The organism is Shinella sp. BE166, assembly GCF_051201095.1.
GTDB classification, from domain to species: domain Bacteria; phylum Pseudomonadota; class Alphaproteobacteria; order Rhizobiales; family Rhizobiaceae; genus Shinella; species Shinella lacus.
In genome coordinates this window covers 1-15,071 of sequence record NZ_JBPEHL010000006.1, presented here as the reverse complement: position 1 = coordinate 15,071, position 15,071 = coordinate 1, and the positions used below count along the sequence as shown (strand labels likewise).

Here is a 15,071-nt window from a genome sequence, read left to right as displayed (position 1 = left end):
ATAGTCATGAGACAAGGCGGTCCCTCCGGCTTGGCTTGTCCTTCATACGCTAGACCCTTTTGTGCTCGTTTGTCTTTCGGGAAAACCGGTTTCCACTTTTCCCTGACAAACTCTAGCGCAGCATCGGCCAGAGGCTGGCGACGAGCAGCAGCGCCATGGTGATGTTGAACCACTTGAGCCGTACGGGGTCCGACAGCCACTGGCGCAGCGCCGAGCCGAAGCCGGCCCAGGTGGAAACGCTCGGGAAATTGACCAGCGCGAAGGCGACGCCGACGATGAGCACGCTCAGCGTATAGTTCGCCGCATTGGTATAGGTCGCCATGGCGGAGACGGCCATGACCCAGGCCTTGGGGTTGACCCATTGGAAGGCGGCGGCCTGGAGAAAGCTCATCGGCCGTGCCCCCGCCTTGCCTTCTGAGAGCGTGCGCGACATGGCGATCTTCCAGGCGATCCATAGGAGATAGGCGCCACCTGCGAATTTCAGCACCGTATAGACCAGTGGCACGGCCTCCAGCAGCGCGCCGAGGCCGAAGCCGACGGCAAGCAGCAGCACGAGGAAACCGACGCCGATGCCGCACATATGCGGAATGGTGCGCACGAAACCGAAGTTCACGCCCGAGGCGAAGAGCATCATATTGTTCGGGCCGGGGGTGATGGACGTGGTGAAGGCGAAGACCAGCAGCGCCAGAAAGATTTCGATCTGCATGCAGGTTCTCGCATATTCCAGTTGTTTTTTGCGATTGATAGTCCATCTCTTTGCGACGACCAGCCAATTCTTGTCATGCATACAATTCGTATCGCTGATGCATGGCGCCTGAACGGAGTAGAAACATGAAAGCGGAACTTCCCGCAGTCACCTTCCCCGGCGGACGGCAGGTGCCGGCGCTCGGCCTCGGCACCTGGCACATGGGCGAGAGCGGGTCATCGCTGGCCGAGGAAGCCGCAAGCCTGCGCGCCGGGCTCGACCTCGGCATGACGCTGATCGACACGGCGGAAATGTATGCCGACGGCGGCGCGGAGACGGTGGTCGGCGAAGCGATCAGGGGCCGCCGCGACGGGGTTTTCGTCGTCAGCAAGGTGCTGCCCTACAATGCCAGCCGCACCGGCACGATCGCCGCCTGCGAGGCAAGCCTGAAGCGCCTCGGCACCGACCATATCGAACTCTACCTGCTGCATTGGCGCGGCAACCATCCGCTCGCGGAAACCGTCGACGCCTTCGAAGCGCTGAAGGCGCAAGGCAAGATCGGCGCCTGGGGCGTTTCCAACTTCGACCAGGACGACATGGTGGAACTGCTCGACGTGGCGGAGCCGGCGCGCCCGCTCGCCAACCAGGTGCTCTACAACCTCGCCCGCCGCGGCATCGAATATGATCTGTTGCGCTGGAGCCAGGTGCAGGGCGTGCCGATCATGGCCTATTCGCCGCTCGACGAAGGCCGCCTGGTCGGCCATCCGGTGCTGGAGGAAATCGGCGGCATCCACCATGCGAGCTCCGCACAGGTGGCGCTCGCCTTCCTGCTGACGAAGCCGGGCGTCATCGCCATCCCGAAATCCGGCTCGCCGGAGCGCGTAAGCGAAAATTTCCGCGCCTCGGAAATCCGGCTGACCTCGGAGGATCTCCGCCTCCTCGACGAAGCCTTCCCGCCGCCGACCCGCAAGCGGCCGCTGGAGATGATCTAGCCTACTGCTCCTTGCTGTCGAGGTCCTGCATCAGGCTCTTGGCAAAATCGCAGGCAGCGAAATCCGGGTTGATCTCGCAGGATTGCAGATAATGCCGGCGTGCCGCGCCGGCATCCCGGCCGACGCCCTCGCCGATCTGGTAGGATTGCCCGAGCATGGTGCAGCCCCAGGCGTCGCCATCGCCGCAGCTGATGGAAAAGGTCCGGAAATAGCAGGATGACAGCGCCTCGGGCGCGGCCTCCCCCATCGGATCGCCGTCATATTGCCCGTTGCGAATGCCGGAAGCGCGGTTTGTGCAGCCGCCGCGGCTGCCGAGCGCGCAGGCCTCGGCAAACAGCATCTGCGCCAGATGCGGCGAGACGGCGGGTTTCGCATCCTCGAAGACGCGCCCGAGCGCGAAACAGGCCTTCTCGTTGCGCCATTCCATGCAGTCGCGGTGGCAGGCGTCGAGATCACGCTCGCAGCGTTCTTCCGACCAGTCCGCGCTCGCCCAAACGCCCTTCCAGAGCGGACGCGCCGTCTTTGCGATATCGGCAGGGCAGACCTTGTAATGCGACTGGATTTCGGCGCTATCGCGAACCAGAGCGCCGACGGCATCGTAGCTGCTGACGACAGGTGGCGCGGCATCGTCACCCTCCGCCCGGGCCGCCGGTGATGCAAGCATCACGGCGATGGCCCCGGCGGCAAGCAGGCTATGCCGCGCCGCCGCCAATTACATGCCCTGCGGGCCGCGGTTCATCGCCGCGATGCCGGTACGGCAGACTTCGGAGAGGCCGAGCGGCTTCATGACGGCCACGAACTGGTCGACCTTGGAGGATTTGCCGGTGATCTCGAAGATGAAGTGATCGACTGTCGCATCGACCACCTTGGCGTGGAAGGCATCCGCCAGGCGCAGCGTTTCCGCCCGCATCTCGCCGGAGCCGGTGACCTTGACCAGCGCCACTTCGCGCTCGATCGGCCGCTCCTGCCCCATGATCTTGGCGCGGACGGTGAGATCGACGACCCGGTGCACCGGCACGATGCGCTCCAGCTGCGACTTGATCTGTTCCAGCACGCCCGGCGTGCCGCGCGTCACGATGGTGATGCGCGACAGGTGCGATTCATGCTCGGTCTCGGAGACCGTGAGGCTTTCGATATTGTAGCCGCGGCCGGAAAACAGGCCGATGACGCGCGCAAGCACGCCCGGCTCGTTGTCGACGAGCACGGAGAGCGTGTGGCTCTCCGCGACCTGGGTTTCCTTGGCGATGAAATAGGCAGAGCCCGTGGGCTGTAGGTGTGCGTTCATAATCTTCTCTACCTTTTCATCAAACGAGCTGGCGGCCCTTGGCGTCGATCGCATTGGCGACCGCTTCATCCGTGGCCTCGTCGGGAAGCAGCATTTCGTTATGCGCTTTGCCGGACGGGATCATCGGGAAGCAGTTGGCGAGGTTGGCGACGCGGCAATCGAAGATGACCGGACGCTTGACGTCGATCATTTCCTGGATCGCGCCGTCGAGATCGCCCGGCTTGTCGCAGGAAATGCCGACGCCGCCATAGGCATCCGCAAGCTTGACGAAGTCCGGCATCGCTTCCGTGTAGGAATTCGACAGTCGGTTGCCGTGCAGGAGCTGCTGCCACTGGCGCACCATGCCCATGTACTGGTTGTTCAGGATGAAGATCTTGACCGGCAGGTTATACTGAACCGCACAGCTCATTTCCTGAATGCACATCTGGATCGAGGCATCGCCGGCAATGTCGATGACGAGGCTGTCGCGATGCGCGACCTGCACGCCGATCGCTGCCGGGAAGCCGTAGCCCATCGTGCCGAGGCCGCCCGAGGTCATCCAGCGGTTCGGCTGCTCGAAGCCATAGAACTGCGCCGCCCACATCTGGTGCTGGCCCACTTCCGTCGTGATGTAGGTGTCGCGGTCCTTGGTCAGCTCATAGAGCCGCTGGATCGCATATTGCGGCATGATGACGTCGTTGCTCTGCTTGTAGGCAAAGGAATTGCGCGCCCGCCACCGGGCGATCGACGACCACCAGTCACCCTGGATCGCCTTGTCGTAATCCTTGGCGCCCGCGCGCCACAGCCGGACCATGTCTTCGAGGATATTACCGACATCGCCGAGGATCGGAACGTCGACGCGGACGTTCTTGTTGATCGAGGACGGGTCGATATCGATGTGGATCTTCTTCGAGTTCGGCGAAAACGCGTTCAGGCGGCCGGTGATGCGGTCGTCGAAGCGCGCGCCGATGCAGATCATGACGTCGCAATCATGCATCGCCATGTTCGCCTCGTAGGAGCCGTGCATGCCGAGCATGCCCAGCCAGTTCTTGCCGGAATGCGGATAGGCGCCAAGGCCCATCAGGGTCGAGGTGATCGGGAAGCCGGTGATCTCGACCAGTTCGCGCAGCAGCCGCGAGGCCTCCGGGCCGGAATTGATGACGCCGCCGCCGGAATAGATGACCGGACGACGCGCCGTCTTCATCAGGTGGACGGCCGCCTCGATCTGGCGGGCATCGCCCTGCAATTTCGGCTGGTAGCTCTTCTGAATGGGTGCTGCGGACGGCGGCGTATAGGTGCCGGTCGCAAACTGGACGTCCTTCGGGATATCGACGACGACCGGACCCGGACGGCCGGACTGGGCGACGCGGAAGGCCTCGTGGATGATCCGGGCGAGATCGTTGACGTCCTTGACCAGCCAGTTGTGCTTGGTGCAGGGCCGCGTGATGCCGACCGTGTCGCATTCCTGGAAGGCATCCGAGCCGATGAGCGTGGTCGGGACCTGGCCGGTGAGGCAGACGAGCGGGATCGAATCCATCAGCGCGTCCTGCAGGGGCGTGACGGCATTGGTCGCGCCCGGGCCGGAGGTGACGAGCATGACGCCGACCTTGCCGGTGGAGCGGGCATAGCCTTCGGCCATGTGGCCGGCGCCCTGCTCGTGGCGCACGAGGATATGCTCGATGTCGTCCTGCTGGAAGATCTCGTCATAGATCGGCAGGACGGCACCGCCCGGATAGCCGAAGATATGTTCTACGCCATTGTCCCGCAGCGCCTGCAAGACAATTTCCGCGCCCGTCATCTGGTTTTCTGTTCCGCTCATCGGATTCCCGTCCGTCTCTATTCGTATTTCGGGGTGATTATCGAATTTCTGGGCATAAAAAAAGGCCCCTTGGAGGAGCCTGCTTACCGCGCATGGGTGCTTTCGCCGGATGGTTACACCATCCTGCCCATGCGCGTTCTCACCACAAGAATGTTTGCCGTCAGATTTTTCATGGGGCGAAGTGTTAGCCACAAAGCCAACGCACGTCAACGCCCTTTCCATCTGTTTCGAAACGGCACGGATTCCCGCATATTTGAGAAATTACAACCAAAGGATGTATCGCGCCGAAACGTCTTATTAAGCGGCAGCCGATAAGGTCACTCTTTGATGGCAAGGAGTGCCGTGATTGCTGAACAATGATTTCCAAAATTCGATCGTCGCCGGCGAGCAGGAGCGCCGGGATGGCATGGTGGGCAACCGTCTGCTCGGGCGCATCGTCGCCTGCAACGGGTCCCGTGCCACGATCAGCGCTGTCGCCGAAGGCGGCCAGACGGCGCTCACGGAACTCTGGGCGGTCGGCCGCCTCATCTCCATCTCCGTCGGTCGCAACCGCGTCGTGGCGCTGGTCTACTCCATGTCCACCGACCAGCAGAGCTGGGTGGAGAACCACGACACGGTCTTCCGCATCGAGGTCGAGCTTCTTGGTGAAGTGAATGTCAGCGCGGACGGACGCGAGACTTTTTCCGCCGGCATCACGGACTATCCCCATCTCGGCGCGATCGCCCACCGCATCCGCGCCTCCGACCTCGCCAAGGTCTATGACACCGGCAAGAACGACGTCTGCACGATCGGCAAGCTGACGCAGGACGAGACCCTCGACGCGACGATCCATGTGCCCTCCATGCTGGAGAAACATTTCGCCATCGTCGGCACGACCGGCGTCGGCAAGTCCACCTCCGTCACGCTGCTGCTGCACAAGGCGATCCAGGCGGATCCGCGCCTGCGCGTTTTGATCCTCGACCCGCACAATGAATTCGCCTCCGCCTTCGGCGACCTCGCCGTCGTCATCGATACCGATACGCTCGACTTGCCCTTCTGGCTGTTCCGGCTGGAGGAATTCGCCGAAGTCGTCTTCCGCGGCCGCCCGCCGGTGCCGGAGGAGATGGACATTCTCCGCGACCTGATCCCGGAAGCCAAACGCGCCTTCCGCGGCACGAGCGAAAACGGCCTGATGCGCCGCGCGACCGAGAAGAGCTCGGTGACGGCCGACACGCCGGTCCCCTTCCGCATCGCCGACCTGCTGGCGCTCGTCGACGAGCGCATCGGCAGGCTCGAAGGCCGCTCGGAAAAGCCGCACCTGCGTTCGCTCAAGGTCAAGATCATGTCGGCGATCAACGACCCGCGCTATCATTTCATGTTCTCCTCGAACACGATCACCGACACGATCCTCGACACGATCGCCCGCATCTTCCGCATTCCCGGCGAAGGCAAGCCGGTGACGACCTTCCAGCTCGCCGGAATTCCGTCGGAAGTCGTCAATTCGGTTGCGTCAGTGCTCTGCCGCATGGCCTTCGAAATCGGCCTGTGGAGCAATGGCGGCGTGCATATGCTGGTGGTTTGCGAAGAGGCGCATCGCTACGTGCCGGCCGATCCCAAGCTCGGCTTCACGCCGACGCGCCAGGCGATCGCCCGCATCGCCAAGGAAGGCCGCAAATACGGCGTCTCGCTCGGCATCATCACGCAGCGCCCCGGCGAACTCGACCCGACCATCCTCTCTCAGTGCTCGACGATCTTCGCCATGCGCCTTGCCAACGAGCATGACCAGGAGATCATCCGCTCGGCGATCCCCAATTCCTCCTCCTCGACGACGAGCTTCATCTCCTCGATCGGCAATGGCGAGGCGATCGCGTTCGGCGAGGCCGTCGCGGTGCCCATGCGCATGCGTTTCACGCGCGTCGAGGCGGACCGCCTGCCGAAGACCAACGGCACCAGCGTCAAGGTCTCCGACGAAACGCCGCAAAGCGTCGACCTGCGCTCGATCGTGTCGCGCATGCGCGCGATCTCCGGGCCGGATATTTCCGGCTTCCAGAATTCCTACCTCGCCTCGCAGCCCCAGGGCGCCCTGCCAACCGGCTACGAGGATGCGCCCTACGAGGACGAGGAAGACTATATCGACACGCTCCAGGCCGCCGCTGCCACCGCCGCAGCGCGACCGGCAACGCCGCCCGCGCCGGAACCTTACCGCCCGGACATGCTGCCCGGCGCCCAGGGCGCCTATGAACCGTCGACGCAGGAACGTTTCGAGTCGATCCGCCGCGAACTCACCTCCGAGCCGCCACGCCCGGCCGCCGATCCCTACCGCCAGCCGGCACGCCCGGCGCCGGCCTTCGGCGAGCAACAGGAGCCCCGGCGCGAAGGCTCCTCGATCCGCGAGCAGCTTCTGAAGAAACCGCTAAGCAGTCTGATCAGGCGCTAGAGGATAGCGGATCGATCCGCTGCCAGCTGTCATCGAGCTGGTTGCGGAACCAGGTCATCTGGCGCTTGGCATATTGCCGGGTCGCCGCCGCGCCGCGTTCGATGACCTCGGCCTCGCTCATCTCGCCTGCCAGCATCGCCGCGATCTGCGGCACGCCGATCGCCTTCATGACCGGCATGGCGGGCGACAGATCGAGCGCCAGCAGCGCCTTCACCTCCTCCACCGCGCCGGATGTCAGCATCGTGGCGAACCGCCGGTTGATGCGCGTGGCGAGCACCGCGCGATCCGGCAGCACGACGATCTTTTCCGCCCGCGCCGGATCGATCACCGCCGGCCCCGCCGCGGCCTGGAACGTCGAGATCGACCGCCCCGTCGTCTCCAGTACCTCCAGCGCGCGGAGAATGCGCTGGCCGTCGCCCGCTTTCAGGCGGGCGGCCGTCCGCGGGTCGCGCTCCGTGAGGTCCCGGTGCAGAGCCTCTGCCCCCTCGGCGGCGAGCCTACCGCGAACGCGCTCGCGAACATCGTCTGGAATAACGGGCATATCCGCCAGCCCGCCGGTCAGCGCACGAAAATAAAGGCCGGTGCCGCCGACGAAGACCGGCAGTTTGCCGCGCGCCCTGAACTCCCCCACGAGGCCCGTCGCCTCGCGCTGCCAGTCGCCGGTGGAATAGGCGGCACCCGCCGGCACATGGCCGTAGAGGCGGTGGTCGATGCCACCCATATCCTCCGGCTGCGGCCGGGCGGTGAGGATGTTCAGCGTGTCGTAGACCTGCATGCTGTCGGCATTGACCACCACGCCATCGTGCTCGCGCGCCAGCCGCACGGCGAGCGCGGACTTGCCGCTGGCCGTCGGGCCGGTTATCAGGATCGCGTCCTGCTTTCGATCAAGGTTTCTCATCATGGCTTTCGTTGCCACGCTTGTCGCCAATCCGTCAAATCCTGTCCTGACCCCAGCGCTCGCCGAAAAGGCCGCCGATCAGGTCAAGGCCTCCGGCCTGTACTGGCTCGCCGACGGCATCGCCTGCGACATCGCGCTGCGCGACGACAGCGATATCGCCGCCGCGCGCGACAAAATCTCCGCGGCAATCGGCAACGCGCCAATCGATCTCGCCATTCAGGAAGCGGAAACGCGGCGCAAGAAGCTCCTGATCGCCGACATGGATTCCACCATGATCGGCCAGGAATGCATCGACGAGCTTGCCGCCGAAGTCGGCCTCAAGGACCGCGTGGCAACCATCACCGCGCGCGCCATGAACGGCGAGATCGCCTTCGAGCCCGCCCTTCGCGAGCGTGTCGCGCTGCTGAAGGGCCTGCCCGTCTCCGTCATCGACGAGGTCATCGCCAAGCGCATCACGCTGACGCCCGGCGGGCGCGAACTGATCGCGACCATGAAGGCCAAGGGCTTCTACACCGCCCTCGTCTCCGGCGGCTTCACCGTCTTCACCAGCCGCATCGCCGCCATGCTCGGCTTCGACGAAAACCGCGCCAACCTGCTGCTCGATGCCGACGGAAAGCTCACCGGCGAAGTGGCCGAACCGATCCTCGGCAAGCAAGCGAAGGTGGATGCCCTCATCGAGATTTCCGAGCGCCTCGGCATCTCGCCGGAAGAGGCAATGGCCGTCGGCGACGGCGCCAACGACCTCGGCATGCTGCACCTCTCCGGCGCCGGCGTCGCCCTGCACGCCAAGCCCGCCGTCGCGGCGGAAGCAAAAATCCGCATCGACCACGGCGACCTCACCGCGCTGCTCTATCTCCAGGGATATCGCAAATCGGATTTCGTGACGACGTAAGCCGGTCGCCAAAAACCTCGCTCCGCGCGCTCCGCCATCCTTGGGCACACACCTCTCCTCCGTCATCCTCGGGCTTGACCCGAGGACCCATGCCCAGAGCTCAAGGCGTGCCGCGGGACGTGGATCCTCGGGTCAAGCCCGAGGATGACGGAGGAGAGGTGTGGCGGACTGGCCGCTGAAGCAGTGCTCCAGCGGCCCGATTCTATCCGGCAATTTTCGCCGGCAAGCCCCTGAACGGACTCGCCTTCAGTCGATGCGCACCGTGATGTAGCGCAGCGCGCCGGTGCGGTTGGCGATCATCAGGAGCGCGTTGCGCCGGTCTTCCGATTTCAGCTTGGCGACGCGGGTCTTCACCTCTTCGGCGGTCGTCACGGCTTCCTGGCCGACCTCGACGATCACATCGCCCGGCACGATGCCGCGCTCGGAGGCGGCCGATTCGGGCGTCACCTCGGTGATCACGACGCCCTTGACGCTTTCGACGATCTCGAAGGTCTTGCGCGCCTGCTCGTCGAGGTCGCTGATGCCCATGCCGAGGACCGTGCCGGCCTTGCTGGGCTGTACCTGCTCGCCGGTCTGCGGCGTCGTGCCGTCTTCGGTCGGGGTGTCCTCCTGGGTCACTGCGTCGTCGCCGGCCTCCTTCTCGCCGTCCTCGAGGCGGCCGAGGGTGACCTTGACGGTCATCTCCTTGCCGTCGCGCAGCAGCACGACGTCGACCGCCTTGCCGACCGGGCTTTCGGCCACGACGCGCGGCAGGTCGCGCATCTCGTCGACCTCCTTGCCGTCGAAGCGGATGATGACGTCGCCTGTCTCGATCGAACCGTTGTCGACCGGGCCGCCCTTGATGATGCCGGCAACGAGCGCGCCCTTCGCCTCGGCCATGCTGAGGCTTTCGGCGATGTCGTCGGTGACCGGCTGGATGCGCACGCCGAGCCAGCCGCGCCGCGTCTCGCCGAAATCGCGCAGCTGCGTGAAGATGTTCTGCGCCAGTTCCGTCGGCACGGAGAAGCCGATGCCGATCGAGCCGCCCGACGGCGAGATGATCGCCGTGTTGATGCCGATGACCTCGCCCTTCATGTTGAACAGCGGGCCGCCGGAATTGCCGCGGTTGATCGCGGCATCCGTCTGGATGAAGTTGTCGTAGGGGCCGGCATTGATGTTACGGCCGCGGGCGGAAATGATGCCGACCGTCACCGAGCCGCCGAGGCCGAACGGGTTGCCGATCGCCATCACCCAGTCGCCGATGCGCATGGTACGGGAATCGCCGAAGGGCACCGCCTTCAGCGGCGCTTTCGGCTCGACCTTCAGGAGGGCAAGGTCCGTCTTCGGATCGGTGCCGACCAGCTTCGCCTTCAGCTTGGAACCGTTGGCGAAATTCACCTCGATATCGTCCGCACCCTCGATGACGTGGTTGTTCGTGGCGATGAAGCCCGAGGGATCGATGACGAAGCCGGAGCCGAGCGAATTGACCGTCTGCCCCTGGTTGCCGCCGCCCTCGCCGCCTTCGCCCTTGAAGAACTCGTCGAAGAAATCCTGGAAGGGTGAACCTTCCGGCACCTGCGGTACGGGCGCCTTGTCGTCGCTCTTGACGTTCTGCGAGGTGGAAATGTTCACCACCGCGTCAAGCAGGCTTTCGGCGAGATCGGCGACCGAATCCGGGCCTGCCGCCGGCTTCACCTGTGCTAGCGCCGGCGCCACGAACGGCCCACCCGCGACCAGCGAAAAACTCATCGCGAGCGCGAGTGCCGTTTGCGCTGCGCTGGACCTCATCTTCAAAGCCATATTCGGCATCCTCTTGTCCTGGCCATCGTGGCGAGTGTTTGCCGCGGATACGGCGAAAATCAGTCCGCCGCGTTGAATTTGATGTGAAGTCTTGCCCGTCTTCGCGGGCGGCTGCAAGCCGTCCCGTTCACCCGCCCCGAATGAACCAGACCATGACCACGCCGAGCGCCACGGCAACGAGGCCCGAGACGCGCAGCTGGCTTTCCGGAATCTGCGGCAACATTTCCGCCATGCGCTTCAAAACCGAAGGGGCCAGTGCGTACACCAGCCCCTCGATGATCATGAAGAAGGCGATTCCCGTCAGGAAATCGGCCACGGCGTCAGTTTGCCGTCGTCGTCGGCGTCGTTGCCGTGCCGTTCGTCGTTCCCGTCGCGGCACCCGAGGTGGTGGGCGTCGTGCCCGCCGCATCCTCGAAGTAGCGGAAGAATTCCGACTGCGGCGACAGCACCAGCGTGGTGTCGGACGACGTCATGGACGCACTGTAGGCGCTCATCGACCTATAGAAGTCGAAGAAGGCCGGATCCTGCGAGAAGGCTTCGCCGAAGACGCGGTTGCGCTCGCCTTCGCCCTCGCCTCGCAGGATTTCCGAATCGCGCTGGGCCGCGGCAATGAACTCGACGACCTGGCGGTCGGCGATGGCGCGGCGGCGCTGGCCGGCTTCGTTACCGCGGGCGCGGATGAGTTCGGCTTCGGCAAGACGCTCGGCCTTCATGCGCTCGAAGGTCTGCTGCGAGACTTCCTGCGTGAGGTCCGTGCGACGGATACGCACGTCCGAGATCGTGAGGCCCAGGTTGGAGGCGTCGTTCGTCAGTTCGCCGCGGACTTCGCGCATCATCGACGCACGCTCTTCCGACAGCGCAGATTCGAAGCCGCGCAGACCGTAGACCCGGCGAAGTGCCGCATCGAGACGGGTGCGCAGGCGCGATTCGGCCGATTCCCGGTCACCCGAGACGGCTTCGCGGAAGCGGCGGGCATCCGTGATCTTGTAGACCACGAAGGCATCGACTTCGTAGAACTTGCCGCCCGAGACCTGGACGCGGATGTCGTCGAGATCGAAGCGCAGGGCCTGGTCCTGAATGTACTGCACACTGTCGGCATCCATGAAGCCGAAGGGCAGCTTGAAGTAGAGGCCGGGCTCGGCCTTGACGTCCTGGATCTGGCCGAAGCGGATGACGATCGCCTGCTGGCGCTCGTTGACGACGAACACCGACGAATAGGCGATGAACAGGAGAACGCCGACGGCGATCAGAATGGCTGGTAGACGGTTGCCCATTACTGAGTGCCTCCCGTGCTCTGCTGTTGCTGGGTCGTTCCGCGGCCGAGTTCGTTCAGCGGCAGGAAGGGCACGACGCCCTGTCCGCCCTGCTTCTCGTCGATGATGACCTTCTTGGAGTTCTTCATCACGCCTTCCATCGTTTCGAGGAAGAGACGCTTGCGGGTCACGTCGGGGGCCAGCTTGTATTGCTCGTAGACCGAGAGGAAGCGCGACGCTTCACCTTCCGCCTCCTTGACGACGCGGTCCTTGTAGGCGGCAGCTTCTTCACGCAACTGCGCCGACTGACCACGGGCAAGGCCGAGCTTCTGGTTGGCATATTGGTTGGCTTCTTCGAGGAAACGGTCTTCGTCCTGCTCGGCGCGCTGCACTTCGTCGAAGGCATCGGCGACTTCGCGCGGCGGGGCCGCATCCTCGATCGCGACGGTGTTGATCGAGATGCCGGCGCCATAGGCATCCATGGTCGCCTGGATCGTCGTCTTCACGCCTTCCGCAATCGCCTGGCGGTTGTCGCGGAAAATGTCCTGGGCAGGACGGCGGCCGACGACTTCGCGCATGGCGCTTTCGGAAACCTGCTGCAGCGTCTCTGCCGGATATTCGAGATTGAAGAGGTAGGCTTCCGGATCCGTGACCGAATAGAGCACCGAGAACTGCACGTTGACGATGTTCTGGTCGCCGGTCAGCATCAGGCCGGAGGCATCCGAATTCGACGCTGCCGTGCGGCGGCCGATATTCTGCTGCTGCTCGGTGATCTTGACGAGTTCGACGGTCTCGAACGGCCACATGTGGAAGTGCAGGCCGGGCATGGAGATTTCCTGCTTCGGCTTGCCGAAGCGCAGTTCAACGCCGCGCTCGTCCGGCTGGACGGTATAGATGGAGTTCATCAGCCAGAAGACGCCGACGAGAAGCAGCGCGATGACGACCGCGCCACCATTGATGCCGCCGGGCATGACGCTCTTCAGCCGGTCCTGGCCGCGCCGGATGATATCCTCAAGGTCCGGCGGGCCGCCATTGCTGCCTCCACCGCCACCGCGGGGACGGTTCGGTCCCTGCCCCCATGGCCCCTGATTGTTTCCGCCACCGCCGCCGCCGCCGCCCCAAGGGCCGCCGCCGCCGTTCTGATTACTCCAGGGCATCAATACCTCTTTCTCTCAAATCCCCATGAAGCATGTTCGCATTTCTCCGAAACACGAAAACACTCCATTTCTTGTTTATGCGCAGTTCCGGATGCAAAACCGCATCGCACTTTTGCCGGAACTGCTCCAGGCCGCATCTCGCGGAATGTTTCGCCGCGCTACGCAAGGTGAACCCGTTATAGGTATCCCTCCGGCACCTTTCAACAAATCCGCGTGACCTGACGGGTTTGTGCGGCAAAATAGTTCGTGATCGGCACGATTTATGGTTTACGCAGCCATCTTCCGGCGCCAGGTGACGAAGCGCATGGCGTGGCTGTCCTTCTCGCCCTGCGGGATGGGCTCTTCGACGGTCTTTTCGAAAACGCCCGGATCGATCTCGGGAAAGCGCGTATCGCCCTCCACATCCGCCTCGACATGCGTGACATGCAGCACGTCCGCGCGGTCGAAGACCTGAGCATAGATCTGCCCACCGCCGATGACGCAGACTTCGTCCACCCCTAGGTCCTTTGCCTCACGCCGCGCGGCAATCAGTCCCTCGTCGAGAGACGAGACGACCTGGGCGCCCGGCGCTGCAAAGGTGGCATCGCGGGTGATGACTATGTTCGGCCGGCCCGGCAGCGGCTTGCCGATCGAATCCCAGGTCTTGCGGCCCATCAGCACCGGCTTGCCGAGCGTCAGCTGCTTGAACCGCTTCAGGTCCGACGGCAGGCGCCACGGCAGGTCGCCATCGCGGCCGATGACGCCGTTTCGCGCGACGGCCACGACGAGGACGATCTTGGCTTCGGTCATGCGGGTTCCTGAAAGTCAGACGGCAATGGGCGCCTTGATGGTTGAATCGGCTTCGTAGCCGATCAGGGTGAAGTCATCGAATTTAAAGGAGAAAAGGTCCTTCACGTCCGGATTGAGCTTCATGAACGGCAAGGGCTTCGGCCGGCGCGTCAATTGCGTGCGCGCCTGCTCGAAATGGTTGGCATAGATATGCGCGTCGCCCAGCGTGTGCACGAAATCGCCCGGCTGCAAACCGCTCACCTGCGCCACCATCATGGTGAGCAACGCATATGAGGCGATGTTGAAGGGTTTTCCGACATCAACAGTTTTATGATCCATTAGGTACCAACTTTCGACTCGGTTTCATTGGAATCTCGGCTTGTTAACTAGCAGCACATCAGCGGCACAGCTAATGATTTAACCCTTCTGTCTTCTCCCCCCTTTTTTTAGCACCCCGGAGGGGTGCCAGCAATCTATGATTGCCCAAAAGCAACAAAATTAAACTTTAAATTGTATAGGGGCGCGCAAAAAAGGCAGCCGCAAGGCCACCTGTGTATCGACTTAACCCTTCGTGTTGGTTTCCACGCAGAACTGAGCCGGTTAGGCGCATAATTTCCATTGAGAATTGAGCCATGTGAACCTTCCCCCAACGCGGTGAGCGACGGGGGCAACGGAGTGATCCACATGGGACTTTTAAACATCATCCGTCGGATGAAGCTGCGCGAGAAGCAGTCGATCCGCGAGATCAGTCGGCATACCGGTTTGTCGCGTAACACGATCGCGAAGTATTTGAACGCTGGTACGATCGAGCCGACGTTCACGGTACCGGAGCGGCCGAGCAAGCTTGATCCTTTTGCCGACAAACTGGCGGCCTGGCTGAAGACCGAGGCCGGGAGGTCGCGCAAGCAGCGCCGAACGCTGAAGCAGCTTCATGCCGATCTGGTGGTTCTCGGCTTTACCGGCTCCTATGGTCGGGTCGCCGCCTTTGCCCGTGAGTGGCGGGTTGAGCAGCAGACGGCGGGCCGCGGCGTATTCGTTCCGCTGTCTTTCCGCCCAGGCGAGGCATTCCAGTTCGATTGGAGTGAAGATTATGCCGTGATCGGCGGCGAGCGCACCAAGCTTCAGGTCGCACACATCAAGCTATCGCA

At 63.6% G+C, this 15,071-nt stretch carries 13 protein-coding genes and 2 pseudogenes; 4 read left to right on the top strand and 11 right to left on the bottom strand.

Annotated elements, in window-relative coordinates:
- Positions 1 to 112: 112 nt before the first annotated feature.
- Entirely contained in the window at positions 113 to 706 is a 594-nt protein-coding gene (locus J2Y63_RS16410) for a LysE family translocator (protein WP_256117034.1), read from the bottom strand.
- 125 nt (positions 707 to 831) lie between these two features.
- Between J2Y63_RS16410 and J2Y63_RS16405 the strand changes: the two genes are divergently transcribed.
- A complete protein-coding gene (locus J2Y63_RS16405) occupies positions 832 to 1,677 on the top strand; it encodes an aldo/keto reductase (RefSeq protein WP_435266962.1) in 846 nt (281 codons plus the stop codon).
- A gap of 1 nt (position 1,678) precedes the next feature.
- Here the strand turns inward: J2Y63_RS16405 and J2Y63_RS16400 are convergent, their stop codons facing one another.
- The 3 genes from J2Y63_RS16400 to J2Y63_RS16390 are packed head-to-tail and all read right to left on the bottom strand — an operon-like array spanning position 1,679 to position 4,760.
- Positions 1,679 to 2,344, bottom strand: a complete 666-nt coding sequence (locus J2Y63_RS16400; protein ID WP_435266961.1) for a hypothetical protein — start codon at positions 2,342 to 2,344, stop codon at positions 1,679 to 1,681.
- Positions 2,345 to 2,389: 45 nt separating this feature from the next.
- A complete protein-coding gene (gene ilvN / locus J2Y63_RS16395) occupies positions 2,390 to 2,962 on the bottom strand; it encodes an acetolactate synthase small subunit (RefSeq protein WP_256117038.1) in 573 nt (190 codons plus the stop codon).
- 19 nt (positions 2,963 to 2,981) lie between these two features.
- Positions 2,982 to 4,760 carry an acetolactate synthase 3 large subunit gene (locus tag J2Y63_RS16390; RefSeq protein WP_435266960.1) on the bottom strand — a complete coding sequence of 593 codons (1,779 nt, stop codon included), beginning with the start codon at positions 4,758 to 4,760 and terminating at the stop codon, positions 2,982 to 2,984.
- Between the two features lie 406 nt (positions 4,761 to 5,166).
- On the opposite strand from J2Y63_RS16390, the gene J2Y63_RS16385 reads away from it, so the two are divergent.
- Entirely contained in the window at positions 5,167 to 7,176 is a 2,010-nt protein-coding gene (locus tag J2Y63_RS16385; RefSeq protein ID WP_435267200.1) for an ATP-binding protein, read from the top strand.
- Here J2Y63_RS16385 and miaA read toward each other — a convergent pair.
- A complete protein-coding gene (miaA, locus tag J2Y63_RS16380; RefSeq protein WP_435266959.1) occupies positions 7,166 to 8,077 on the bottom strand; it encodes a tRNA (adenosine(37)-N6)-dimethylallyltransferase MiaA in 912 nt (303 codons plus the stop codon). The two genes, J2Y63_RS16385 and miaA, sit on opposite strands and share 11 nt — an antisense overlap.
- On the opposite strand from miaA, the gene serB reads away from it, so the two are divergent.
- Positions 8,076 to 8,966 (top strand): phosphoserine phosphatase SerB, encoded by an 891-nt coding sequence (serB, locus tag J2Y63_RS16375; protein WP_435266958.1) that lies wholly within the window; start codon positions 8,076 to 8,078, stop codon positions 8,964 to 8,966. The genes miaA and serB overlap by 2 nt on opposite strands.
- A gap of 246 nt (positions 8,967 to 9,212) precedes the next feature.
- On the opposite strand, the gene J2Y63_RS16370 is transcribed toward serB, so the two are convergent.
- From J2Y63_RS16370 to thyA, 6 genes and pseudogenes are all read right to left on the bottom strand, one after another.
- Complete coding sequence (locus J2Y63_RS16370) at positions 9,213 to 10,694, bottom strand: DegQ family serine endoprotease (RefSeq protein WP_435267199.1); 1,482 nt, start codon at positions 10,692 to 10,694, stop codon at positions 9,213 to 9,215.
- Positions 10,695 to 10,872: 178 nt separating this feature from the next.
- Positions 10,873 to 11,061: a DUF2065 domain-containing protein gene (locus J2Y63_RS16365; protein WP_327508263.1), complete on the bottom strand. Its 189-nt coding sequence runs from the start codon at positions 11,059 to 11,061 to the stop codon at positions 10,873 to 10,875.
- A 4-nt stretch (positions 11,062 to 11,065) separates the two neighbouring features.
- Positions 11,066 to 12,019: a protease modulator HflC gene (hflC, locus tag J2Y63_RS16360; protein ID WP_435266957.1), complete on the bottom strand. Its 954-nt coding sequence runs from the start codon at positions 12,017 to 12,019 to the stop codon at positions 11,066 to 11,068.
- The gene (gene hflK / locus J2Y63_RS16355; protein ID WP_256117045.1) at positions 12,019 to 13,155 is read right to left on the bottom strand and encodes an FtsH protease activity modulator HflK; all 1,137 of its coding nucleotides are present in this window, start codon (positions 13,153 to 13,155) and stop codon (positions 12,019 to 12,021) included. Before hflK ends, hflC begins: the two co-directional genes overlap by 1 nt.
- 267 nt (positions 13,156 to 13,422) lie before the next feature.
- A complete protein-coding gene (locus J2Y63_RS16350) occupies positions 13,423 to 13,944 on the bottom strand; it encodes a dihydrofolate reductase (protein ID WP_435266956.1) in 522 nt (173 codons plus the stop codon).
- A 15-nt stretch (positions 13,945 to 13,959) separates the two neighbouring features.
- A pseudogene (gene thyA, locus J2Y63_RS16345) lies at positions 13,960 to 14,241 on the bottom strand (thymidylate synthase); the annotation flags it as partial.
- A 366-nt stretch (positions 14,242 to 14,607) separates the two neighbouring features.
- On the opposite strand from thyA, the pseudogene J2Y63_RS16340 reads away from it, so the two are divergent.
- Positions 14,608 to 15,071: pseudogene (locus tag J2Y63_RS16340) on the top strand (IS21 family transposase); the annotation flags it as partial.